At 26.8% G+C, this 24,809-nt stretch carries 28 protein-coding genes and 4 tRNA genes; 31 read left to right on the top strand and 1 reads right to left on the bottom strand.

The window, feature by feature from the left end:
• Positions 1–277 precede the first annotated feature (277 nt).
• The 27 genes from rpmH to NON08_RS05135 all read left to right on the top strand — a co-directional run bounded on the left by rpmH (position 278) and on the right by NON08_RS05135 (position 18,575).
• Positions 278–412: a 50S ribosomal protein L34 gene (gene rpmH, locus NON08_RS05265; protein WP_023050045.1), complete on the top strand. Its 135-nt coding sequence runs from the start codon at positions 278–280 to the stop codon at positions 410–412.
• Between the two features lie 64 nt (positions 413–476).
• Positions 477–818, top strand: a complete 342-nt coding sequence (rnpA, locus tag NON08_RS05260) for a ribonuclease P protein component (RefSeq protein WP_256690386.1) — start codon at positions 477–479, stop codon at positions 816–818.
• A gap of 13 nt (positions 819–831) precedes the next feature.
• Complete coding sequence (gene yidD / locus NON08_RS05255; RefSeq protein WP_256690384.1) at positions 832–1,068, top strand: membrane protein insertion efficiency factor YidD; 237 nt, start codon at positions 832–834, stop codon at positions 1,066–1,068.
• 1 nt (position 1,069) lies between these two features.
• The gene (locus NON08_RS05250; protein WP_256690383.1) at positions 1,070–1,678 is read left to right on the top strand and encodes a YidC/Oxa1 family membrane protein insertase; all 609 of its coding nucleotides are present in this window, start codon (positions 1,070–1,072) and stop codon (positions 1,676–1,678) included.
• Between the two features lie 10 nt (positions 1,679–1,688).
• On the top strand, positions 1,689–2,426 hold the full coding sequence (locus tag NON08_RS05245; protein ID WP_256690382.1) for a protein jag: 738 nt from the start codon (positions 1,689–1,691) through the stop codon (positions 2,424–2,426).
• Positions 2,427–2,437: 11 nt separating this feature from the next.
• Entirely contained in the window at positions 2,438–3,805 is a 1,368-nt protein-coding gene (mnmE, locus tag NON08_RS05240; RefSeq protein WP_256690379.1) for a tRNA uridine-5-carboxymethylaminomethyl(34) synthesis GTPase MnmE, read from the top strand.
• Positions 3,806–3,892: 87 nt separating this feature from the next.
• On the top strand, positions 3,893–5,743 hold the full coding sequence (gene mnmG / locus NON08_RS05235) for a tRNA uridine-5-carboxymethylaminomethyl(34) synthesis enzyme MnmG (RefSeq protein WP_256690377.1): 1,851 nt from the start codon (positions 3,893–3,895) through the stop codon (positions 5,741–5,743).
• Positions 5,744–5,850: 107 nt separating this feature from the next.
• Positions 5,851–6,666, top strand: coding sequence for a histidinol-phosphatase HisJ family protein (locus NON08_RS05230; protein ID WP_256690376.1), 816 nt, complete (start codon positions 5,851–5,853; stop codon positions 6,664–6,666).
• 21 nt (positions 6,667–6,687) lie between these two features.
• A complete protein-coding gene (locus NON08_RS05225; RefSeq protein ID WP_256690375.1) occupies positions 6,688–7,254 on the top strand; it encodes a hypothetical protein in 567 nt (188 codons plus the stop codon).
• 153 nt (positions 7,255–7,407) lie between these two features.
• Positions 7,408–8,553: a GspE/PulE family protein gene (locus tag NON08_RS05220; RefSeq protein ID WP_256690373.1), complete on the top strand. Its 1,146-nt coding sequence runs from the start codon at positions 7,408–7,410 to the stop codon at positions 8,551–8,553.
• Entirely contained in the window at positions 8,550–9,704 is a 1,155-nt protein-coding gene (locus tag NON08_RS05215; RefSeq protein WP_256690372.1) for a type II secretion system F family protein, read from the top strand. Before NON08_RS05220 ends, NON08_RS05215 begins: the two co-directional genes overlap by 4 nt.
• Positions 9,705–9,713: 9 nt before the next feature.
• Positions 9,714–10,154, top strand: coding sequence for a type II secretion system protein (locus tag NON08_RS05210; protein ID WP_256690371.1), 441 nt, complete (start codon positions 9,714–9,716; stop codon positions 10,152–10,154).
• Positions 10,139–10,591: a prepilin peptidase gene (locus tag NON08_RS05205; RefSeq protein WP_256690370.1), complete on the top strand. Its 453-nt coding sequence runs from the start codon at positions 10,139–10,141 to the stop codon at positions 10,589–10,591. Before NON08_RS05210 ends, NON08_RS05205 begins: the two co-directional genes overlap by 16 nt.
• Positions 10,588–10,923 carry a hypothetical protein gene (locus tag NON08_RS05200; protein WP_256690369.1) on the top strand — a complete coding sequence of 112 codons (336 nt, stop codon included), beginning with the start codon at positions 10,588–10,590 and terminating at the stop codon, positions 10,921–10,923. Before NON08_RS05205 ends, NON08_RS05200 begins: the two co-directional genes overlap by 4 nt.
• On the top strand, positions 10,904–11,428 hold the full coding sequence (locus NON08_RS05195) for a type II secretion system protein (protein WP_256690368.1): 525 nt from the start codon (positions 10,904–10,906) through the stop codon (positions 11,426–11,428). The genes NON08_RS05200 and NON08_RS05195 overlap by 20 nt, the downstream gene beginning before the upstream one ends.
• On the top strand, positions 11,397–11,939 hold the full coding sequence (locus NON08_RS05190) for a hypothetical protein (protein WP_256690367.1): 543 nt from the start codon (positions 11,397–11,399) through the stop codon (positions 11,937–11,939). Before NON08_RS05195 ends, NON08_RS05190 begins: the two co-directional genes overlap by 32 nt.
• Complete coding sequence (locus tag NON08_RS05185) at positions 11,936–12,628, top strand: hypothetical protein (RefSeq protein ID WP_256690366.1); 693 nt, start codon at positions 11,936–11,938, stop codon at positions 12,626–12,628. The genes NON08_RS05190 and NON08_RS05185 overlap by 4 nt, the downstream gene beginning before the upstream one ends.
• 47 nt (positions 12,629–12,675) lie before the next feature.
• On the top strand, positions 12,676–13,248 hold the full coding sequence (locus tag NON08_RS05180) for a hypothetical protein (protein ID WP_256690365.1): 573 nt from the start codon (positions 12,676–12,678) through the stop codon (positions 13,246–13,248).
• On the top strand, positions 13,249–14,805 hold the full coding sequence (locus tag NON08_RS05175) for a type II secretion system protein GspD (protein ID WP_256690364.1): 1,557 nt from the start codon (positions 13,249–13,251) through the stop codon (positions 14,803–14,805). It abuts the gene before it with no gap.
• 1 nt (position 14,806) lies between these two features.
• Positions 14,807–15,793, top strand: coding sequence for a D-glycero-beta-D-manno-heptose-7-phosphate kinase (gene rfaE1, locus NON08_RS05170; protein ID WP_256690363.1), 987 nt, complete (start codon positions 14,807–14,809; stop codon positions 15,791–15,793).
• 8 nt (positions 15,794–15,801) lie between these two features.
• The gene (gene ispF, locus NON08_RS05165) at positions 15,802–16,278 is read left to right on the top strand and encodes a 2-C-methyl-D-erythritol 2,4-cyclodiphosphate synthase (RefSeq protein ID WP_256691228.1); all 477 of its coding nucleotides are present in this window, start codon (positions 15,802–15,804) and stop codon (positions 16,276–16,278) included.
• A gap of 60 nt (positions 16,279–16,338) precedes the next feature.
• A tRNA-Val gene (locus NON08_RS05160) sits at positions 16,339–16,414 on the top strand.
• 4 nt (positions 16,415–16,418) lie between these two features.
• Positions 16,419–16,495 (top strand) — tRNA-Asp (locus tag NON08_RS05155).
• A 5-nt stretch (positions 16,496–16,500) separates the two neighbouring features.
• A tRNA-Phe gene (locus tag NON08_RS05150) sits at positions 16,501–16,576 on the top strand.
• Between the two features lie 15 nt (positions 16,577–16,591).
• A tRNA-Cys gene (locus NON08_RS05145) sits at positions 16,592–16,666 on the top strand.
• A gap of 86 nt (positions 16,667–16,752) precedes the next feature.
• Complete coding sequence (locus NON08_RS05140; RefSeq protein WP_256690362.1) at positions 16,753–17,205, top strand: S-layer homology domain-containing protein; 453 nt, start codon at positions 16,753–16,755, stop codon at positions 17,203–17,205.
• Between the two features lie 20 nt (positions 17,206–17,225).
• Complete coding sequence (locus NON08_RS05135) at positions 17,226–18,575, top strand: glucose-6-phosphate isomerase (RefSeq protein ID WP_256690361.1); 1,350 nt, start codon at positions 17,226–17,228, stop codon at positions 18,573–18,575.
• 42 nt (positions 18,576–18,617) lie between these two features.
• On the opposite strand, the gene NON08_RS05130 is transcribed toward NON08_RS05135, so the two are convergent.
• On the bottom strand, positions 18,618–19,433 hold the full coding sequence (locus NON08_RS05130) for a carboxypeptidase-like regulatory domain-containing protein (RefSeq protein ID WP_256690360.1): 816 nt from the start codon (positions 19,431–19,433) through the stop codon (positions 18,618–18,620).
• Positions 19,434–19,536: 103 nt separating this feature from the next.
• On the opposite strand from NON08_RS05130, the gene NON08_RS05125 reads away from it, so the two are divergent.
• The 4 genes from NON08_RS05125 to leuS all read left to right on the top strand — a co-directional run bounded on the left by NON08_RS05125 (position 19,537) and on the right by leuS (position 24,784).
• Complete coding sequence (locus NON08_RS05125; RefSeq protein WP_256690359.1) at positions 19,537–20,100, top strand: DUF1694 domain-containing protein; 564 nt, start codon at positions 19,537–19,539, stop codon at positions 20,098–20,100.
• A gap of 1 nt (position 20,101) precedes the next feature.
• Complete coding sequence (gene murA, locus NON08_RS05120; RefSeq protein ID WP_256690358.1) at positions 20,102–21,373, top strand: UDP-N-acetylglucosamine 1-carboxyvinyltransferase; 1,272 nt, start codon at positions 20,102–20,104, stop codon at positions 21,371–21,373.
• A 12-nt stretch (positions 21,374–21,385) separates the two neighbouring features.
• Positions 21,386–22,096: a 23S rRNA (guanosine(2251)-2'-O)-methyltransferase RlmB gene (gene rlmB / locus NON08_RS05115; RefSeq protein WP_023050517.1), complete on the top strand. Its 711-nt coding sequence runs from the start codon at positions 21,386–21,388 to the stop codon at positions 22,094–22,096.
• Positions 22,097–22,171: 75 nt separating this feature from the next.
• Complete coding sequence (gene leuS, locus NON08_RS05110) at positions 22,172–24,784, top strand: leucine--tRNA ligase (protein ID WP_256690357.1); 2,613 nt, start codon at positions 22,172–22,174, stop codon at positions 24,782–24,784.
• The last annotated feature ends 25 nt before the right edge of the window (positions 24,785–24,809 follow it).

Raw genomic sequence — 24,809 nt, 5'->3', positions numbered from 1 at the left:
AAATCAAGACTTTTTATAAATGTATATACACAATAATATTTTTTTTTATATAAACGCTTATAAATTAAGGGCTTAACATATGTTTTTTTTTTAACTTAGTCAGTACATATAACATTATACAAAAAACAAAAAACAACTATGTGTGTAAAGTTAAAAAATATGATTTTCTTTTTTATTTTTAGGATTAAATTTTTATTTATTAGAATTTACTTGACAAAACTCAAAATTTCTTCTAAAATATTTATCTGAAATATAGATATTTTTAGGAGGTGAAAAAATGAAAAGAACTTATCAGCCAAATAACAGAAAATACAAGAAGGATCACGGATTTAGAGCTAGAATGGCAACTAAAAACGGAAGAAAAGTATTAAAGAGAAGAAGAGCAAGAGGAAGAAAAGTATTATCAGCATAAAACCCGGTGATCTAAAACACCGGGTTTTTAAAGATTTAAGGACTATTTTAGGGAGTTAAATATTATGATTAATTTAAAAAAAAATAGGGAGTTTCAAAATGTTTATAATTATGGAAAAAAATCATTTGGATATTACTCTCTTATTTTTTTTAAAGCAAATGAAACTGATCAAAACAGATTTGGATTTGTAGTAAGTAAAAAAACAGGAAATGCAGTTTGTAGAAATAGACTAAAAAGACTATTTAGAGAGTATTGTCGTTTAAATGAAAAAAACATAATTTTAGGTTATGACATAATTTTTGTTGCTAAAAGAACAGCTGGAGAAAAATTTAAAACTTTAAGTTTTGAGGAGATGAAAATAGATCTTGACCGTGTTCTTAAAAATTCTAAACTATTTAAAAAATAGTTTACTATTTATTTTGAAAAAAATTATCTTAATTTCAATAAGATTTTATCAAAAATATATTTCAATATTTTTGGGGAAAAATTGCATATTTCAACCTTCTTGCTCAAAATACATGTATGATGCTATTGAAATACATGGTGTTTTTAAAGGAGTGTATTTAGGAATATTAAGAATTTTAAGGTGTCATCCATATTCTCAAGGAGGATATGATCCTGTGCCACCAGTTAAAAAATACGGAGGAAAAAAATAAAATGGAATTTTTATACAAAATATTTGAACAAATATTACTGTTTATAAATGGAATTACAGGAAATTTCGGTTTAGCTATTATAGGATTAACGATATTAATAAAAATAATATTATTACCGTTAACATTAAAACAAGACAAGTCAATGAAGAAAATGAAAGAACTTCAACCAATATTAGAGCAATATAAAGAAAAATATGGTCATGACAAAAATTTATTAAATCAGAAAACAATGGAACTTTACAAAGAGAAAAGTGTAAATCCGGCTGGAGGGTGTTTACCACTTTTAGTTCAATTACCTATTTTATGGGCATTATTTGGAGTTTTAAGAGCTGAAAGAGGAATAGTTCCTGCAGAATCATTCTTATGGATGAATTTATTACAACCGGATCCTTATTATATATTACCTGTTTTAAATGGAGTTGTAGCATTTATTCAACAAAAATTAACAGGAACAGATAGTAATCCACAAATGAAACAGATGATGTATATATTCCCAATTATGATGGTATTTATATCTTATAAAATGCCAGCAGGATTACAAGTATATTGGTTAACATCAAGTTTTGTAGGAATAGTACAACAATATTTCATAATGAAAAAAGGAGACTAAGACTAAAGTTATGGAAAATATAATTGAAATCAAAGCGAGTAATAGAGAAGTTGCTATTGCTAGAGCTATAAAGATATTGGAGGTTACTGCTGATCAAGTTGTTCAAGTTACTGAATTAGAGAAGCCTAAGTCGTTCTTTGGTTTTTTTGCTAAAGATGGATTATATAAAGTTGAAGTTAGCAGGGAAGTAGAAGCTGAAGAGATTAAGATTTCAGGTCCAGAAAAAGATGAAGTAGTAAAAACTACAGAGAAATCAGAAACTAAGATAGAAGCAGAACAAGAAAAAAAAGAATTAAAAAAAGAATTAAAAGAAAATAGAGAAAAAGAGATAATAAAAACATCTCAAGAGTTATTAAATAAAATGGGACTTGAATTAGAAGTTGAAATTTTAAGATTAGAGGGTAGAAATTGTGTTATAAACCTTTATGGTGAAGATAATGGAATAATTATTGGAAAAAAAGGTAAAACATTAAATAGCTATGAATATCTATTAAATACTTTGATTAAAGATGTTAGAATAGATGTTGATGTAGAAGGATTTAAAGAAAAAAGAAATGTAACGTTAAGAGATTTAGCAAGAAAGATGGCTGAAAAAGCTATGAAAACTACTAAACCAATAAAATTAAATCCAATGCCACCAAGAGAAAGAAAAATTATACATGAAGTTGTTAATAAATATTCAGAATTAGATACTTATAGCGAAGGAAAAGACCCTAAAAGATATATTGTTATTAGAAAAAAGAAATAGGGGTGAGTTATATGTTTGATACTATTGCTGCCATTTCAACTCCAAGAGGAGAAGGTGGAATAGGAATTGTTAGAATGTCGGGAAGTGATTCTTTATGTATACTAACAAAAATATTTAAACCTATATCAAAAAAAGATGTTAGTGAACTTAGAAACTTTAGCATTAACTATGGTCATCTTTATGATGGAGATGAAATTATAGATGAAGTTTTAGTTTCAATAATGAAAGGACCTAACACTTATACAAAAGAAGATATTGTAGAAATAAACTGTCATGGTGGTTTTCTAATTACAGAAAAAGTTTTAGAATTAGTTTTAAAAAGTGGAGCTAGAATAGCTGAAATAGGTGAATTTACTAGAAGAGCTTTCATGAATGGAAGATTGGATCTGACTCAAGCTGAAGCTGTAATAGATTTAATACATGGAAAAACTGATAAAAGTATATCATTATCATTAAATCAACTTAGAGGAGATTTAAGAGAACAAATTGATATATTAAAAAAACAACTTTTAGATGTTTCTGCACATGTTAATGTAGTTTTAGATTATCCTGAAGAGGGAATAGATGATCCATTACCACATGACTTAGTTGAAAATTTACATAACGTTGTAAATACAACAGATGCTTTAATTAAATCTTATAATAAAGGAAAAATGATTAAAGAAGGTGTAAAAACGGCTATTGTAGGAAAGCCTAATGTAGGAAAGTCAAGTTTATTAAACTCTATTCTAAGAGAAGAGAGAGCTATAGTAACTCATATAGCTGGAACTACTAGAGACATTATTGAAGAAGTTGTTAATCTAAATGGAATTCCTTTAGTTTTAGTAGATACTGCAGGAATAAGAAAAACAGATGATTTAGTAGAAAATATAGGTGTAGAAAAATCAAAAGAGTTAATTGAAAAGGCAGATTTAGTTCTATTTGTTGTTGATAATTCTAGAGAATTAGATGAAGAAGATTTAAAAATTCACGAGAGAATTCATGCTGATAAAGTTATAGGTCTTATAAACAAGACAGATGTTGAATCTAAATTAGATACAACACCATTAACAAAAATAAAAAAATGGATAAAAATTTCTGCATTAGAAAAAATTGGAATAGATTCAATGGAAAAAGAGATATATAATTATGTTATCTCTGGTCAAGTTGAAGATAGTTCAGAAAAATTAGTTATTACTAATGTTAGACATAAATCAGCACTAGAAAAGACTAAACAAGCTGTGGAGAATATATTTGAAACAATAGATATGGGATTACCAATGGATTTAATAGCTGTTGATTTAAAAGAAGCATTAGATTCATTGTCAGAGGTAACAGGAGAGATTAGTAATGAAGATCTTTTAGATCATATTTTTAGTAATTTCTGTGTAGGAAAATAAAAGGTATTAGCCACGGATTTATTGTCTGTGGCTATAATTTTTTTGATATTTATTTATGTATATGGACAAAAATAAAAGGAGAAACATATGACTTTTAATTATGACGTAATAGTTGTTGGAGGAGGACACGCAGGAGTTGAAGCAGCTTTAGCAAGTGCCAGATTAAATAGAAGAACTCTGCTTTTTACATTGGCATTGGATAATATAGGAATGATGTCGTGTAATCCGTCAATAGGTGGACCTGGAAAAAGTAATTTAGTAGCAGAAATTGATGTTTTAGGTGGAGAAATGGGTAGACATACTGATCAATATAATCTTCAATTAAAACATTTAAATACAAGTAAAGGACCTGCTGCAAGAATAACAAGAGGGCAAGCAGATAAGTTTTTATATAGAACAAAAATGAAAACTTTACTTGAAGAAACTGAAAATCTAGATATTATACAAGATAGTGTAGATGAGCTTTTAGTTGAAGATGGAGTTATAAAAGGTGTTAAAACAGCTTTAGGGATAGAATATTATTCACAAACTGTAGTATTAGCTACAGGAACTTTTTTAAAGGGTAGAATTGTTATTGGAGATGTAAAATATCCTGCTGGAAGAATGGGAGAAAATTCAGCTGAAAAATTATCAGAAAGTTTATTAAAAAATGGTGTGCATTTAGAAAGATATCAAACAGCAACACCTCCAAGAATAGATAAAAGAACTGTAGATTTTTCTGTTATGAAACCACTTTATGGAGAGGAACATCCAAGATATTTTTCTATATATACACAAAAAGAGAAAAATAATGTTGTACCAACATGGTTAACTCATACATCAGAAGAAACATTGAATGTAACAAAAGAAATGTTAAAATATTCTCCAATAGTTTCTGGGATAATAGAAACACATGGACCAAGACACTGTCCATCTTTAGATAGAAAGGTTTTAAACTTTCCAGATAAATATGATCATCAAATTTTCTTGGAATTAGAGTCAAGTGAATCAAATGAATTATATGTAAATGGTTTAACAACAGCAATGCCTCCATTTGCACAGGAAGCAATGTTAAAGTCTATAAAAGGACTAGAAAATGCTAAAATAATGAGATATGGATATGCTGTAGAGTATGACTATGCACCAGCTTCACAATTATATCCAAGTTTAGAAAATAAAAAAATAAAAGGATTATTTTTTGCAGGACAAATAAATGGAACATCAGGATATGAAGAAGCTGCTACACAAGGATTTATTGCAGGAGTTAATGCAGCTAGAAAAACTTTAAATAAACAGCCTGTAATTTTTGATAGAAGTGAAGGATACATAGGAGTATTAGTTGATGATATTATTCATAAAAAAACCCCAGAACCTTATAGAGTTTTACCATCAAGATCAGAGTATAGACTAACTCTAAGGTTTGACAATGGTTTTATGAGACTATTAGATAAAGCTGAAGAGATAGGAATTGTTTCAGAAGATAAGATTAATTATTTAAAAAAATGTAGAGAAGATGTATATAAAGAGATAGAGAGAATAAAAGAAACAAAAGTTCCTATGAAAGATGCTAATGAATTATTAGAGAAGAAGGGAACAGAACAAAGATTAACTAAAGGAGTTCAAGCAAATGAACTTTTAAAATTTAAAGAGATATCATACGATGATTTAGCTCATTTATTACACATTCCTGAATATCCTGAATTTGTAAAAAATCAAATTGAGACGATGATAAAGTATGAGGTATTTATTGAAAGAGAAAGAGAACAGATTGAAAGATTTAAAAAATTAGAAGCACTAACTATTCCTGAAAATTTTGACTTTGATACTGTAGTTGGAATTTCAAATATAGCTAAGGCTGGATTAAAAGAGATTAAACCTCTTTCAATAGGAGAAGCTTCAAGAATAAGTGGAGTAACTGGAAATGATATAGCTTTACTTTTAGCAGCTTTAAAAAAATAACAGTACTATGATCAATAATAAAAACTGTAAATAATAAGTTAAATAACTTGTGTTTACAGTTTTTTTTGTTATACTAATATCTATAAAGTGATTTTAGGAGGAAAAAAGTGATTATTAATGACTATCATATACATAGTAGTTTTTCAGGAGATTGTATAGAAGATTTAGATAGAATTTGTGAAAGGGCAAAAGAATTAGGAATAAAAGAGATTGCTATAACTGATCATATGGATTTAGATGTAATTGGAACTTCTAATAGTAATGACTTTATTTTAAATTTAGATGAGTATGTACCGACAATTTTAAAACTTAAAGACAAATATAAAAAAGATTTAGATGTAAAATTAGGAATGGAATTTGGAATTCAAAGACATTTAGGAGAAGTTGGAGATAACATTATAGAAAAATATCCATTTGATTTTATAATATCTTCTGTTCACAGTGTGGATAAATTACTTTTAGATCAAAAGGAGTTTTGGGAAAATAAAACGAGAGAACAAGCTCATGATAAATATTTTTTAGAAATATTAAAAAGTGTAGAAAACTTCAATGGGTTTAGTGTTCAAGGTCATCTTGACTTTATTACAAGATATGGTGGTATTGACAAAAAAGGTTTTATAGATTATATAAGATATCAAGATATAATTGATGAGATTTTAAAAAAAATTATCTCTAAAGGAAAGGGTATTGAAATTAATACTTCTGGAATAAGATATAATGAGAATAGATTTTATCCTTGTGATGATATAATAAAACGTTATTTTAAGCTAGGAGGAGAGATTCTAACAATAGGTTCAGATTCACACAAAGCATCAGATTTAGGCAAAGATTTTAAAAAAGCGTATGATTTTTTAGAAAGTATAGGAGTAAAATATATTTCATCTTTTGACCAACTTGATGTATCTTTTAAAAAAATAAAATAACCTCTTTAAAAGAAGGTGATTATGAACAAAAATATGAAAAACAAAGGACTAACTTTTTTAGAAACAATAGTATCAGTTACTATTATTTTTTTAGTTAGTTCTTTTTTTGTGTATCAAATAATTAATTACAATGAAAAAATGGATTTAGAATCAAGTCGTCGCATATTGCAAATGTTCTTTATGAAATATTTAAATAAATCTATTTATGAGAAAAATAAATATTTTATAGAAATAAATACATTAGAAAAATATGTGAGTGTAAAGAAATTAAATACAGAAGAGATTGAAAGAATAAGTCTTCCACCAAAGCTAAAATATGAAATTCCATATAATAATGCTAGAAATTCAAAATTTAAACTTGAAACTACTATAACAGGAAATTTAAGTAAATCATTTACTCTGTATATATTTGGATACAAAGAACAAGTTGAAAACAGATTAGCTTTTTATATTTTTCAAAAAGAAAAACTATTAAAAATAAATACGTATTTAAATTTAACTGTAAAAGGCATAAATTATAATAACATAATAGAATATCATTATTCTCAAGAAGGTGAAAATAGAATAGGATGGATAGAAGAAGAATAAGTTTAGTAAAATCTATTTTTTTATGTTTTCTTTTTATAGTAGTTTTGGTAAGAACAACTTATAAGGGAAGGGTTTTAAATAAATATATAAAAACTTCTACAAAAGATAAAAAAATTGATTTTAAAGTTTTAATAATTCAGAGGAAGTGATTTTATGGATGGAAATATTTACTTTAAAAGGGAGATTTTTGAAATAAAAGATTTTAATGAGTTAAAATATAATAAAGAAGACATTTTAGAATTCTTAAATAGTTTAATATGTTATAGTTTAAAAGAACGAGTATCAGATATCCATATAGAATCTAAAGAAAAAATTGTAAAAATAAGGGTAAGAATTGATGGTATTTTAAAAGAATATGAAAATCTTAATAATAATTTTGGTTTAAAATTATTAACTAAATTAAAGTTAATGAGTGAACTTGATATAGGAGAAAAAAGATTACCACAAGATGGTAGATTTAAAGGAAAATATTTAAACGAGAAAATAGATTTTAGAGTTTCTTTTATACCTACTATATTTGGAGAAAGATGTGTATTAAGAATACTCAAGAATAATATCTCAAAAGTTTCTTTAGAAAATTTAGGCTTTTCAGAAGAAAATTTATCAAAATTAAAAGATTTAGTTAGAAGGAAAAATGGATTATTAATATTTTGTGGTCCAACAGGAAGTGGAAAAACTACAACTCTTTATTCAATAGTTAACTATTTAGATGATGAAAGATTGAATATAGTAACAATAGAAGATCCTATAGAATATCAATTTTCAAATATAAATCAGATTCAATGTAAAAATGAAATAGGACTTAATTTTGCAACTGTTTTAAGAAGTGTTCTAAGACAAGATCCAGATATAATTTTAGTTGGAGAAATAAGAGATAAAGAAACTGCTGAAATAGCTTTAATGGCTTCTTTAACTGGTCATTTAGTAATAACAACACTTCATACAAAAGACTCTCTTTCAGCTATAGATAGATTAATAAATTTTGGGATAGATCGATTTATCATAGCAACAGCTATAAATGCAATTGAAAGTCAACGATTAATAAGAAAAATTTGTCCAGTTTGTAATGGTGAAAAAAATAATAATTGTTGCAATGAAGGATTCAAAGGCAGAGAAATAGTTGAGGAGATAATATTCTTTGATAAAGAAATTAGGGAGATTATTATAAATAAAAATACAAGTGAATTAGAAAATTATTTAAAAAAAATTGGATTTAAAAATATCTTAGAAAATGGCATCTTAAAAGTAAATAATAAATTAACAACAAAAGAAGAAATTATCAAAGAGTGTTTGATATGAGGTTATATAGATGTTTAGTTTTAAATAAAGAAAATAATAAATTAGAAAAAATATATTGTGAAAAAAATAAAAAAACACTTTTAAAAAAAATTTTATTAGAAGAGAATATACTAATAAAAATTTTAGAGATTCAATTTAGAAAAAATATAAAAGAAAAAGAGTTAAGAGAAGTTTATTTAAAAATAGGAAGATTGTTAAATGCAGGACTTTCATTAAAAAAAGCGATAGAGTTTCAAAAAAATAATCAAAAAAATTTGACTTTGAATTTTAAGATTTTTAATATTAATAGTCGTTTGGAAAAAGGAGAAGATATATATGAGATTTTAAAAGATGAAGATTTAATAAAAGAAAGAGAATTATTAATTATTTTTGTTTCTGAAAACGTTGGAAAAATAGGTGACGGTTTTTTAAAAATAGCTTATTTAAAGGAAAAAAAAGAAAAATTAAAAAATGATTTAAAAATTGCACTTTCATATCCAATTTTTATTTTGTTTATATCAACAATAATAATAATATTAATTTTCATTTTAATTGTTCCGAATTTTCAAATATTATACGATTTAAATAAAGATGACTTGCCACTATTAACAAAAATAATTTTAAAAATAAAAGATATATTTTCAGAGTATTCCTACGCAATTTTAATAATAATTTGTGTAGTTTTTTTTTGTTCAAAATTACAAAAAGTAAAAAGACAATTACAAAGAATACCATTTATAAAAAAATTTTTATATGAAAAATATATCATAAATATTTTAGATAATTTATCGATATTATTAGAAGCTGGCATATCTATTGATAAAGGGGTAGATATAATTTTAGATAATTTAGATGTAGGAAATTTTAAAAATAAAATTTATATATTGAGAAATTTAAAAAAAGGAGAAACCTTATCTAGTTGTTTTAAAAAATTAGAAATTCTTTCTTTAGAGGAGATAAATATGATTTCTGTTGGCGAAGAAAGTTCTAAAATTGAAGTTATTTTAAAAGAGATATCTTTATCTAGAAATGAGGTATTAGAAAGAAAGATAAAAATAATGTTAAAATTAGCAGAACCTATTTTATTATTGTTAATAGGAATATTGATAAGTATTTTTGTGGTTGGTTTATATTTACCTATTTTAAATATGAATGAAATATTAGAGATTTGAGGAGGGGTAATGAGAAAAAAAATAAAAGGATTTAGCGTTATTGAAATTGTTTTAGTATTAGGAGTAATTGGAATTTTAAGTAGTTTCATAGCTCCTAAAGTAAGAGATTATTTAGCTATGGCAAAAGATTCTAAAGTTATAAATGCTCTTCAAAGTTTAAGAATGGCAAATGAAACGTATTATTTAGAGAATGGAAATTACCCAATGTTTGAGCAAAGTAATATAACAACAATTTTAGTAGTTTTAGAAAAATATATAGGAAATAAATTTCAGTTGACTAATGGAGAATTATTATTAGATGTTGGCGGAAGTAAAGAAATGGCTGACAGTAAAGATATAAAATATGGAGGAAAAATCAAAATAGAAATAGAAAATAACGATTTTATATTAAAGCCAACTGATGAAATTTATAAATTTAATTTGAGGGGAGACGAATGGTCAAAGCTCTAATTTATATTTTTATAAGTATTATATTTATTGATATTATTATACGAGATAGAAGGGATAAAATTATTTTAAATAAAAGTAATATATCTCTTCTTTTTTTAGGTTTAATTTTATCAGTTATAGAAAAAGATTTTGTAGAAAGAATTTTAGGTGCAGCAGTTTATGTATTGCCATTTATTTTGATTTATTCTTATGGAAGTGATTTTTTAGAAAAAGATTGTATGGGAGTTGGTGATATTAAATTAGTTATTTCACTAGGATTTCTTTTAAAATTTGAAAGTTTTTATAAAGTATTATTGTTTGTAAACATAAGTTTTATCATTCCATTATTTTTTCTGGTAGTAAAATATTTATTTTTCAAAAAAGTTGATAAAGAAATTGCATTTGGCCCATTTTTAATTTTAGCGTATATTTTGCTTTTATTTTGGGGAGAGATATGAGAAATCAAGAAATAGGAGGGACATATTTAGAGACCTTAATAGCTTTATTTTTATTATTAATTGTTTTAAATCCATTATTTTTTTCTCTCATATATTTAAAAAGAGGATTTAATTATATTGATGAGGTTAATAAAATTGAGAATGAAATTGAAAAAGCACGCTCTTATTATAAGATAGCTGAAAATAAAGATAGTTTTTTTATTTGTGATAAAAATTATAAAATTGAAATAAAAAAAAATAGAGTTTTTGAAGAAATTTATTTAATTGAGATAAAAATAGAAAAAAATAAATTGAAAAGAGAGAGTAAATTATATGTATATAAACAAAAATAAAGGTTTTTCTTTAGTTGAAATAATTGTAACATTAATTGCGTCAATATTGGTTTTTCAAGTATTATATTTTTATTTAGATGAGATTAATAGTGAAAAGAAACAAAATTTTTATAGATTACGTTTTAATAAAGATATGAAATTAATTTTAACTAAAATTAATAATTCAATATATGAGTCATCAAATTATAAAATTTATAATTTATTTCAAATGAATACTTATATTGATTATACAAAATTAAGTTTAAAAAAAGGTAATACTTTAATAATTGAAAAATATATACCTTTAGAAGAGCGATATACAGAGATTGAAATTTACCATTTTATAGATAATTCTATATATTCTTTTGCAGGGAAAAAAATAAGAAAAAATGAAATAACAGTATTTTTAGAAAGTAGAGAACGGATATTAAAAAATCTAACTATAGATTTTAAATTGGAAGAATATGGAGTCTCAATGGAGGGATTTTATTTGAATGAAAAAATTAGAAAAGATTTTAAGAAATAAAGGGTTTATATTACCAGTTACTTTATTTTTAGTTTTCGTATTAATATGGATATTTTCCATAGTTTTGCTTAGTTATAAAAATGAAATTAGTAATTTTTATGTATTAAAAAATTCCAATGAAGATTATTGGTTTATGGAAAATTTGTCAACTATTGCTGAATATGAAGTTTTTAAGGGAGAAAAACAAATTAAAAATTCTAATTATAAAGATATTATAGAGTATTTTGAGGGAACTGAATTAGTATGGATCGATATTTATAAAGTATCTGAAAGTGGTTATAGAAGAGATGAAGTTAAACATAATGGTACTTTCATAAAAGAAGACCAAGTTAAATTAACTCCGTTTATAAAAAATATTTTAGAAATAAAATTAATTAAAGATATAGAAATTGAAACTCAAAGAATTGAAATAAAAATATTTTTATTCTATGAGTATCTTGTAGGAGAAACGAATTTATTTAAAAGTTATAAAAGAGAAATAAGAAAGATTGAGGTTAACTTAAAAAAATGAAAATAATAGATATTAGTGAGAGAGGAATAAAAATCTTAGAAGATGGAGAAATAATAAATCAAAGTTTATTTGAAAATGAAGAAAATATTCCTCAAGAGATAAAAGAGCTTCTTTCAATATATGAAACTTCAGATGTTGTTATCTTAAAAATTCAAATACAATTAGGAGAAGATATTCAAAATGAAATAAAAAATGTTATAAAAAAATCTGGTTGGAAATTAAAAGATAGTAACAAATTTAATAAAAAAATAAAATTAATAGCTATTGGCATATTTTTAATTGAATTATCTTTTAGTGGGATAATTTATAGTAATAAATATCGATTAAATAAAGTGAATCAAAATTTAAAGAATGAAATATCAATATATAAAAAAAGAATTTCCAACATGGATAAGGAGTTTATTTTTCTAGAAGAAGATAAAGAAATAAAAATAGATTTCAAAAAGAGTAGAGTAGTAAAATACTTAATTTTTATATCAGAAATTTGTAAAATTTCTGACATAAGTTTAGAGAAAGTAGAAATTAAAGAGAATAAAATATTTTTAACTGGTTTTAGTGATGATATAAAAAAAATTTTTAATTTAAAAAAATATAGTTTAGAAAATTCTCAACTGTTAGGTTCAACCTTTGATTATATAAAAAAAGAGGGGGAGATATTATATTTTTTAATGGAATTAGAGATAGAATAAAAGAGAATTTTGAAAATATTAAATTTATATTAATATTAGTTAATTTTATGATTTTATATTTTTTAATTTTCAAACCACTTATAAATTTAAGAAAAGAAATTTGGCTTAAAGATAAATTAAAAATAGAGATTGAAGTTTTAAAGAAAAGTTTTTTAAAAAAAGAGAATGAATTAAATAACTTAAAAAAAGAAAAAGAAATTTTTATTTCAGAAAATATTGTTGAAGATAAAAATAAACTTATTTTTCAAAGTGAATATGATGTTTTTAAATTTATAGATCAACTTTCAAAAGATAACAATATAGACATACAGGTAATTGGAAGAGGCATTCAAAAAAATGATTATATAGAAAATAAAGAAAACTTATTTTTTTTTCATGGAATTGGAAAGGAATTAAGTATTTATAATTTTATATTTCAGATAGAAAATGAAAAAAAAAATATATCTCTGAATCAAGAAAATATTACAATAGAAATTATTGGTGATGTTATAGAGTTAAAATCGAATATTATGTATATAAACAATAATAAAAAAGAGATATTAGATTATGATTATTATAATAATGGAATGTTTAGAAAAAGTAAATCTAGAGACTTAAAAAGAAAAAGGAGAGTAATTTAAATGATATATAAAATTTGGATTTTACTTATATTTATCCATATAAATACTTTTACGATAGAAACTTATCCAAAAGAGCTAGATTTAAAAGATGTTCCTATAACCGATGTTTTTGCACATCTTTCTAAATATTCAAAATACACATTAATAGGAGATTCCTATGTAAAAGATATTGTTGTGGATGGATATTTTAAAAAAGGTACAGCTATAGAAGAGATTTTAGAAGTTATAGAAAAGACATATGGATTATCAAAAATAAAAACTGGAAAAACTTTAATATTTCGTGGAAGAAAATCTGAAAATAAAGATATGCTTATTGGGAAAATTTATGATATAAATACAAATAAAGAATTAAAAAATATAAAAATCATATTGAAAAAAAAGGATAAAATAGAAGTTTTTTCAGGAGATTATGGTGAATATTTAATAGATGATATTATAAAGGGAACCTACTTTATCTCAGTTTTATCTGAGGATTATTATTATGGAGGAGATTTTTTAGAAATAAAAGATGGAATAAATCAATTTGATCTTTATGTAGAAAGAAAAAATTTAAAATATTCAAAAAATATACCACAAGAAAGAGAACAAAAAAACAAAAAAGATGATATAATAGAAAATATTTTATTAGAAAATTTAAATCATGAAGAGATTGAAAAAATAATTAAAGAAACTTTTGATGAAAAATTAAAGACTTCAATTAGTGCCGGAAATAATTCTATTATACTTTTTGGAAAAGGTGAGCATATTTATTCTGCTAAAAAGTTAATTAAAAGTTTAGATAGAAGAAAAAAACAGGTCAGAGTAACAGCTGAAATTATAGATGTAAAAGAAAATCTTTTTGAAGATCTTGGGTTTAATTGGGTATATGATACTCAAGGAAAATTATCAGATAAGAGTAGTGGAGTTTATTTAGAAACTTTGATATCAGGAACAGTAGATGGTTTAGGTGATATAATGGGAAGCTCTATAAATTTTGTTAGCAAATTTAATAGTGGTAAAGATGTTTTAGACTTAACTTTAAACTTATTAGAAACAACACAAGATTTAACAATAAATGCTTTGCCTTCTATAATATTACTAAATGGAGAGACGGGAACTTTAAAAATGACAGAAGAGGTAATTGTAGGACAAGACAAAGAGGAAAGTACTAATAATGATATGATAACCTATACACCTATTTTTAAAGAAGCTGGAATAATTTTAAAAGTTTTACCATATATAAAAGAGGATAACAGTGTATATTTAAGCATTAATTTGGAGGCAAGTGATTTTAAATTAAAAAAATCTTTAAAACCAAGTGATATAAACTCAGGAACATTTAATGCAGATGGTGGATCAAAAGTATCTAGAAATTTGGAGACAAAAGTTAGGTTAAGAAATAATGATGTTATTTTAATCGGTGGATTAAAAAGGAAGATAGATCAAAAAATAAATAGTAGAGTTCCTATTTTGAGTGAAATTCCTGCTGTTGGAGTTTTATTTAAAAGTAAATCAAGTAGATTAGAACACACAGATTTGTATATAAAATTAAAAGCTGAAGTAATAGAGGAGATTTAAAATGGAAAAAAGTAGATTAGAAGAGATACTTAAAAGTTTTCAAAATTTAAAAGTAGCAGTTGTAGGAGATATGATGCTAGATGATTATTTAATAGGAATCGTTGAAAGAATATCTCCAGAGGCACCCGTGCCAGTTGTATCAATAAAAGAGGAAAGATTTGTATTAGGTGGAGCAGCGAATGTAGTTAATAATCTTTCAACATTAGGAGCTAAAGCAGTTTGTTTTGGAGTTATTGGAGAAGATTTTGATGGAGATAGATTAGTAAAAGAGCTTGAGAAGAAATCAATTGAAACAACAGGAATAGTAAGAAGTGAAGATAGACCAACAATAGTAAAAAGAAGAATAATTGGAGGAAATCAACAACTGCTTAGATTAGATTGGGAAGACGCTAGACCAATTAATGAAAGTACAGAGGATCTTTTAATAAAACATATAGAAAAAAAGATAGAAGGATTGGATGCTATAATTTTATCTGATTATGATAAGGGAGTATTAACACCTAAAGTTGTAAAAAAAATAATATCTCTATGTAGAGAAAAGGGGATAATAGTAACGGTAGATCCAAAACCTAAAAATGCTTTGAACTATGTAGGGGCTACATCTATGACTCCAAATAGAAAAGAAGCAATAGAGTGTTTAGGTAAAAAAAGTTTTGATAATATAATAGAAATTGGAAAAGAACTAAAAGAAAAGTTAAATTTAGATAATCTTTTATTAACAAGAAGTGAAGAGGGAATGAGTTTATTTGAAAAAGATGAAGTAATAAATATTCCAACATATGCAAAAGAAGTTTTTGATGTAACAGGAGCAGGAGATACAGTTATTTCTGTATTTACATTAGCAAGTGCAGCGGGAGTATCTTTACATGAAGCAGCTAAAATAGCAAATACTGCAGCAGGAGTCGTAGTTGGAAAAATGGGAACATCGACAGTTACAACAGAAGAAATTCTAGAATTTTATAATAGAATTTATAATGAATGGAAGTAGGAAATATTATGTTAAGAATAGGAAATGGATATGACGTTCATAAGTTAGTAGAAGGAAGAAAATTAATTCTAGGTGGGGTAAATATACCTCATTCAAAAGGTGTTTTAGGACACTCAGATGGAGATGTATTAGTTCACGCTATAATGGATGCTCTTTTAGGAGCATTAGCCTTAGGAGATATAGGACAACATTTTCCAGATACTTCAAATGAATTCAAAGATATTGATAGTATGATTTTATTAGAAAGAGTTTTTAGTTTAGTTAAAGAAAAAAACTATAAAATTGTTAATTTAGATTGTATAATTGTTGCTCAAAACCCAAAATTAAAACCTTATTTGGACTTAATGAGAGAAAGAATTTCTAAAACATTAAAAACAGATATATCAAATGTGAGTATAAAAGCTACAACAGAAGAAAAATTAGGATTTACAGGCAATGAGGAAGGAATAAAGTCTTATTGTGTTGTTCTTTTACAAAAAAAATAAAAATAATAAAAAAATAGTTGCGTTAAATAGTGGATTGTGCTATACTACTCTTGTCTTCAAGGAAGCATAGCTCAGTTGGGAGAGCACCTGCCTTACAAGCAGGGGGTCACTGGTTCAAGTCCAGTTGTTTCCACCATAATGGGGGTGTAGCTCAGTTGGTTAGAGCGCATGCCTGTCACGCATGAGGTCGCGAGTTCGACCCTCGTCACTCCCGCCATTATTGCCCAGATAGCTCAGTCGGTAGAGCAGGGGACTGAAAATCCCCGTGTCGGTGGTTCGATTCCGCCTCTGGGCACCATTCAACTTTATAGAAGGCGACGTCGCCAAGTGGTAAGGCAGAGGTCTGCAAAATCTCTATTCACCAGTTCAAATCTGGTCGTCGCCTCCAAAATTAAAATCCAAACAGCTTAAGGGCTGTTTTTTTTTATTCTTTGTGCTATAATTGAAAAAAAATTAACCATAAAGAGGTAGTGTATGAAGAAAATAATTGTGATATACTTTACACTGATAGCATTAACATATGGACAAGGAAAAGAACTGATATTTGAAGATGTTCCAAAAAATCATTGGGCATATAAAGCGATTGAAAATCTTGTTAATGAAGGAGTAATTTCAGAAGATAGCTTTTTATTTAAAGGAGAGTTTCCAGTTTCGAGGTATAGTTTTGCAGAGGGATTGAATAGAGCATTTAATGTTTTAAACGAAAAAAAAGCTAATAGAGGAGATTTAGTTATTTTAGAAAGTTTAGTTTATGAGTTTTCTAGAGAGCTAACTAAAATCGGTTTTGATGCAGATCTATTTAATGGAAAAATTGAAAACATGAGAGTAGATGTTGAGGTTATAAGACAAAAAAATGATGAAACTCAAAAGCAAGTAAATGAGCTTAGAAAAAGAATAGAAGTTCTAGAAAAAAATGCAGGTATATAACTAATATGGAGGTATAAATTATGAAAAAGTTATCATTTGATTATTCAAATGCACTAGATTTTTTTAAAGAAAATGAATTAGCTTTAATGGAAGCTCAGTGTAAAACGGCAACAGAAACTTTAATGAATGGAACAGGGGCAGGAAACGACTTTTTAGGATGGGTTGATTTACCAACTACTTATGATAAAGTTGAATTTAACAGAATAAAAGATGCTGCTCAAAAAATTAAAAATGATTCTGAAGTTTTAGTTGTTATTGGTATTGGAGGATCTTATTTAGGAGCAAGAGCGGCAATAGAGTTCTTATCTCATACTTTTTATAATAACCAACCTAAATCAAAAAGAAAAGGACCTGAAATATACTTTGCAGGACAGAATATATCAGGAAAATATTTAAAAGAATTATTAGAAATAATTGGTGATAGAGATTATTCAGTTAATGTTATTTCTAAATCAGGAACAACAACAGAGCCAGCTATTGCGTTTAGAGTATTTAAAAAACATTTAGAAGAGAAGTATGGAGTTGAAGGAGCAAGAAAAAGAATATATGCCACAACAGATGCTAGTAAGGGAGCTTTAAAAAAATTAGCAACAGATGAGGGATATGAAACTTTTGTTGTACCAGATAATGTAGGAGGAAGATTTTCTGTTTTAACAGCTGTAGGATTATTACCAATTGCAGCAGCGGGAATTAATATAGATGAATTAATGGCAGGAGCTAGAGATGCTCAAGAAGATTATAAAGCGCCTTATGAAAATAATGATTGTTTAAAATATGCTGTAATTAGAAATATTTTGAATAGAAAAGGTAAAGATGTTGAGATGTTAATAAACTATGAGCCTAGATTACACTATATAGGTGAATGGTGGAAGCAATTATTTGGAGAATCAGAAGGTAAAGATGGAAAGAGTTTATTACCTGCAGCAGCAGATTTTTCTACAGATTTACACTCAATGGGACAATTTATTCAAGATGGAAAAAGAATTTTAATAGAAACACTTGTAAACATTGAAACACCAGAATGTGATATTATAATAGAAGAAGATAAATTAGATCTGGATGGATTAAATTATTTAGCTGGAAAAGGTATGGATTTTGTAAATAAGAAAGCAGCTCAAGGAACAGTTTTAGCTCATGTAGATGGAGGAGTTCCTAATTTAATAATTAATTTACCAGAAGCGACACCATATCATTTAGGATATATGTTCTACTTCTTTGAAAAAGCTTGTGGAGTAAGTGGATACATATTAGGAGTAAATCCATTTGATCAGCCAGGAGTAGAAGCATATAAAGCAAATATGTTTGCTTTATTAGGAAAGAAAGGTTTTGAAAAACAAGCTGAAGAGTTAAACAAGAGATTAAATAAATAATATAACAAAAAAGAAGCTATAAACTAGCTTCTTTTTTTACAATTACTCAGTAAAGATATTAAATTGTCTTAAGTCCTTATTTATTGTAAAAATATTACTTTTAAATCCTAAACTAGGAACTCTAAAGTATGCTTTTTCATAATTTAGAATATCTCTAAACTCAAAAAGTCCATCTTTAGAAGTTTTTAAAGAAGCAATGATTTTATTATTATTTCCATTTATAAGTTCTAGCTCTACTTCTTTAAGATAATTATTTCCTTTAACTAAAGCACCGGATATATAAAACGTCTTAGCTTCAAGAACTATAGATATATCATTGATAAATTTCTCATTTTGAATTAACAAAGAGATACCATTTCCATAGAATCCAGATTTTTGAGCAAAAATAGAGATTAGTCCAACATGACCTTTAAAAGAAAAAATTCCATTAGAATTTGTAGTTATATCTAAGAGATCTTCTCCTATTTTAACTTTAACTTGTGTATCCTTCATAGGTTCTCCAAAATTATTTATAACTTTTCCGTAAATCGTAATTTTATTATCTGTCATATTTAAAATAAGATTTTCAGGAGGATTGAAAATATAGTCAACAAAAAAATTTTTTCCAACTAAAGAACTATATCCATCTTTTTTTACAGTAACTCTATATTTATTTTTAGGTAATTCAACAGAAAATTCTCCATTGATATCGCTTTTTATACATTTAACATTGTTAGAACTGTTAAAAAAACAAACAGTTGCATCTCCTAATCTAAACTCTTTATCAGTGACAAATCCAGAAACAGTAACAGTTTTATTTTCTGCTAAAATACTCAATGAAAAAGCAAAAATAAAACATAAAAAAAGTCTAAATCTCATAGAACCTCCATTAGATTAATGTTATATTTAATTATATCACTTTTTTGATTTTATATGCTATAATTATTAATAAAAATAAAATTTTTATAGAAGGTGATTTTAGTTGGTAGATGATATAATAAACGAAAGAGAAAAAGCAAAGTTACACTTCTTAAAAACTCAAACAGAAAAGTTAATTTATTTAGGGGAATTTAAAGAAAATGTTTTAGCAGCTTTAGAAAAGCCCGAGATTGAAAGAAATTTTATTCATAATGAAATAAAAGAGGCTATGAAAGATCCTCGAGCGGTTTTACTAAAAATTAGAAGAGATATACCTTTTGATTCAATAAAACCTTATATAGATGAAGCTGAAAAAATAGGGCTTAGATATACACTTGTAGACGATATAACTTTTAGGGGAAATATTGGTTTAGTTGTTGTATCGCAAGAAGCTCTAGATAATGAGAATCAAGAGGTTGTATTGGAAAGTGCAACAAAAATATATACTGATGCAGGTCTAAGTGAGGCTTTTATATATGGAGAAGGACATAAAATATGCCCAAAGCACTATAAAGAGCTGAAAGAAAAATTGCCAGAGCGACTAAATAAATTTCAAGAAATGAATTTTTTTGATAGATTATTTGGTAAAGTTTGCCCAATAGACAGATTTGACAAAAAGGAGAGATAGCATGAGCGTAGAAGCATTTAAGATAATTGGTGGAAAAAAAATAAATGGAGAATTGAGAGTAGAAGGTGCAAAAAATGCTGCTTTACCAATATTTGTTGCAACTTTAATAGAAAAAGGAACATATGTATTAAATAATGTTCCAAATTTAAGAGACATAGTTACTCTTGTCCAACTTTTAGAAAGTCTAGGATTAGAAATTGAAAAAATAGGAGAACATTCATATAGAGTAGTTAATAATGGATTAAAATCACTAGTAGCATCATATGATTTAGTAAAAAAAATGAGAGCGTCATTTTTAGTTATGGGACCTATGTTAGCTCATGAAAAAAAGGCGAAAGTATCTTTACCAGGAGGATGCGCAATTGGATCAAGACCTGTAGATTTACATCTAAAGGGATTTGAAGCACTAGGTGTTGAGATAAAAATTGATCATGGTTATGTAGAAGGCGAAACAAGGGAACTTATAGGTGGAAAAGTTGTGTTTGACTTTCCAAGTGTAGGAGCCACAGAAAATGTTGTTATGGCAGCGGTAAAAGCAAAAGGAAAAACAATAATTGAAAATGCTGCAAGAGAACCAGAAATAGATGATTTATGTAATTTTTTAAATAAAATGGGAGCAAAGATAGAGGGTATTGGAACTGGAAGATTAGAAATTGAAGGAGTAGAGAAGTTAACACCTTGTGAATATTCAATTATTCCAGATAGAATAGTAGCTGGAACTTTTATAGTTGCATCACTTATGTTTGATGGTGCTATTACTGTAAGAGGAGTTATAAGAGATCATATTGAGAGTTTTATATCAAAGTTAGAGGAAATGGGAGCAGAGTTTAATATTGATGGAGATATTTTAACAACAAAAACTAAGTTAAAAGATCTGAAAGCAGTTAAAGCTACAACAATGCCACATCCAGGATTTCCAACAGATTTACAATCTCCAATGATGACTTTAATGTGTTTAGTAAAAGGGACAAGTGAGATAAAGGAAACAATATTTGAAAATAGATTTATGCATGTTCCTGAATTAAATAGAATGGGAGCAAATATTTCAACAGATGCTAATATAGCGAGAATTGATGGAATAGAAGTATTTTCTTCAGCAGAGGTTATGGCTAGTGATTTAAGGGCAGGAGCTTCTTTAATATTAGCTGGATTACTTGCAGATGGAGAAACTATAGTAAATAGAATTTATCACGTGGACAGAGGATATGAAAATTTAGAAGTAAAGTTAAGAGCGTTAGGGGCAAATATAGAAAGAATAAAAGTAGAAATATAAAAGGGTGAGAAAATGGAAAAAGTAATAGGAATAAATCCTGTAATAGAGTTATTACAAAATAAGTCTAACAATATTGAAAAAATTGAAATATTTAAAGGGATGAGAGAAGAAAAGCTAGGTAAATTAAAGGCTTTGGCTTCAGCTAGAAATATAAAATTATTTCAAGTTGGGAAAAAAGAGGAGAATTCTCAAGGGGTAGTGGCATATTTAAGTGATTATGACTACTATATTGAGTTAGGAGAATTTTTAGAAAAGATAGCTAGAGATGAAAAATCAATAGTTTTAATTTTAGATGGAGTTCAAGATCCAAGAAATTTTGGAGCAATAATTAGAAGTGCTGAAATATTTGGAGTAAAAGGAATTATAATTCCAGAAAGAAATTCAGTTAAAATAAATGAAACTGTTATTAAAACTTCAACTGGAGCCATAGAACATGTTGATATAGTAAAAGTTACAAATATATCTGATGCAATAGAGAAGTTAAAAAAGTTAGATTTCTGGGTTTATGGTGCTGAAGGATCTGGAAGTAAGTATTATCATGAAGAGAAATATCCAAATAAGACAGCTCTTGTATTAGGTAGTGAAGGTGAAGGTATAAGAAAGAAAGTAAAAGAGAATTGTGATATTTTAGTTAAGATCCCAATGCATGGAAAAATTAACTCATTAAATGTTTCTGTAGCTGGAGGAATAATACTTTCTGAGATAGCAAAAAATTTATATTAAATAAATAAACCTGTGGAAGTACAGGTTTTTTTATGCTATATTATGAGATAAAATTAAAGCTAATGGGGTGAAGAGATGAGAGAATATAATTTTAGCCAAATTGAAGAAAAATGGCAACAAAAATGGAAAGAAGAAAATATATTTAAAACTGAAAATAAAGTTGAAGGAAAAGAAAATTACTATGTTTTAGAGATGTTACCATATCCATCTGGAAAACTACATGTTGGTCATGCTAGAAACTATACAATAGGAGATGTTATAGCAAGATATAAAAGAATGAAAGGGTATAATGTACTACATCCAATGGGATGGGATTCTTTTGGACTACCTGCAGAAAATGCTGCAATTCAAAATGGTGCGCATCCAGCATTATGGACAAAATCAAATATAGATAATATGAATAGACAGTTAAAAATGATGGGATTATCATATGACTGGGATAGAGAGATAGCTACTTATACTCCTGAGTATTATAAGTGGAATCAATGGATATTTAAAAAAATGTTTGAAATGGGATTAGTTTATAAGAAAAAATCAACTGTAAACTGGTGTCCAGATTGTCAAACAGTTTTAGCAAACGAGCAAGTTGAAGATGGAATGTGTTGGAGACACTCTAAAACTCCTGTTATCCAAAAAGATTTAGAGCAATGGTTCTTTAAAATAACAGATTATGCAGAGGAGTTATTAGAAGGACACAAAGAGTTAGTTAATGGATGGCCAGAAAAAGTTTTAACAATGCAAAAAAACTGGATTGGAAAATCTTTTGGAACGGAAGTAAACTTCAAGTTGGTTGAAAAAGATGAAAATTTACCAGTATTTACAACAAGGGTTGACACATTATTTGGAGTTACTTATGCTGTAATTGCTCCAGAGCACCCATTAGTAGATGAAATTATAAAAATTAATCCAAGCATAAGAGAAGCTGTATCTGCAATGAAGAATACTGATATGATTGAAAGAACAGCTGAAGGAAAAGAAAAAAATGGTATAAATACAGGTTGGCATGTAATAAATCCTGCAAATGGAGAAAAAGTTGAGTTATGGATAGCTGACTATGTATTGATGAACTATGGAACTGGAGCTGTTATGGCTGTACCAGCTCATGATGAAAGAGACTTTGCTTTTGCTAAAAAGTATGATTTGCCAATAAAAGTTGTAATTAATCCAATAGATAAAGAAACAAAAAAAGAGATTGTGATAGAAGCTTCAGAGATGAAAAATGCTTTTGTTGGATCTGGAGTAATGACAAATTCTGAAGAGTTCAACGGAATATCTTCAAAAGAAGCTTTAGTTAAAATAGCAGAATATGTAGAAGCAAAAGGATTTGGAGAAAGAACAACAAAGTATAGATTAAAAGATTGGGGAGTTTCAAGACAAAGATATTGGGGAACACCAATTCCAGCTTTATATTGTGAAAAATGTGGAGTAGTTATGGAAAAAGATGAAAATCTGCCAGTATTATTACCAACAGATGTAGAATTCACAGGTAATGGAAATCCTTTAGAAACATCAGAAAGTTATAAGCACTCAGTATGTCCTTGTTGTGGTGGACCTGCAAGAAGAGATACTGATACAATGGATACATTTGTAGACTCATCATGGTATTTCTTAAGATATTGTGATCCTAAAAATACAAATTTACCATTTGAAAAGGAAATAGTTGATGGATGGGTTCCAGTAGACCAATATATTGGTGGAATAGAGCATGCTGTAATGCACTTATTATATTCAAGATTCTTCTCAAAAGTTTTAAGAGATATGGGATTATTATCATCAAATGAGCCTTTTAAGAGATTATTAACTCAAGGTATGGTATTAGGGCCATCATATTACTCAGCAAACGAAAATAGATTCTTATATCCAGATGAAGTTGAAATGAAAGGATCTCAAGCTTTCTTAAAAACAACAGGTGAAGAGGTACAAGTTAAAGTTGAGAAAATGTCAAAATCTAAAAATAATGGTGTAGATCCAGAAATTATGATAAATAAGTATGGAGCGGATACAACAAGATTATTTATTATGTTTGCTGCCCCACCTGAGAGAGAGTTAGAGTGGAATGAAAATGGATTAGCAGGAGCAGCAAGATTTTTAAATAAAATTTGGAGATTAGTTCTTGAAAATAAAGAATATTTAACAGATTCAACAACAATTGATTATGTTAAATTAAGTAAAGAAGATAAAGGATTAGTTAGAAAATTACATCAAACAATTAAAAAGGTAACTGAATCTATCGAAGCTGACTACCACTTTAATACATCGATAGCAGCAACTATGGAGTTATTAAATGAGATGCAAGATTTTAGAACTCAAGTTTTAGGAACAGATAAAGAAACATCAGAATCTAAAAAGATATTTAGAGAAGCGATGGTAAATGTTGTTATTATGTTATCACCATTTACACCTCATTTCTGTGATGAGTTATGGCAAGAGATGGGAAATAAAGGCATGTTATTCTTAGAATCATGGCCAACTCATAAAGAAGAATTAACTGTAGCAGATGAGATATCAATAGCTGTTCAAGTTAATGGAAAATTAAGAGGAACTTTAGAAGTAGAGAGAACTGTTTCTAAAGATGAGTTAGAAAAGAAGGCATTAGAAATAGAAAATGTTAAGAAGTTTATTGAAGGGCAAACTGTTGTAAAAATAATAGTTGTTCCAGGTAAAATTGTAAATATTGTAGTGAAATAAATTCAAGAAAAAGGAGAGTTTTTCA

Source organism: Cetobacterium sp. NK01 (assembly GCF_024506395.1).
In the GTDB taxonomy this organism is placed as follows: Bacteria; Fusobacteriota; Fusobacteriia; order Fusobacteriales; family Fusobacteriaceae; genus Cetobacterium_A; species Cetobacterium_A somerae_A.
Note: the sequence above shows the minus strand (reverse complement) of the source record. Positions and strands in the feature narration are given on the sequence as shown.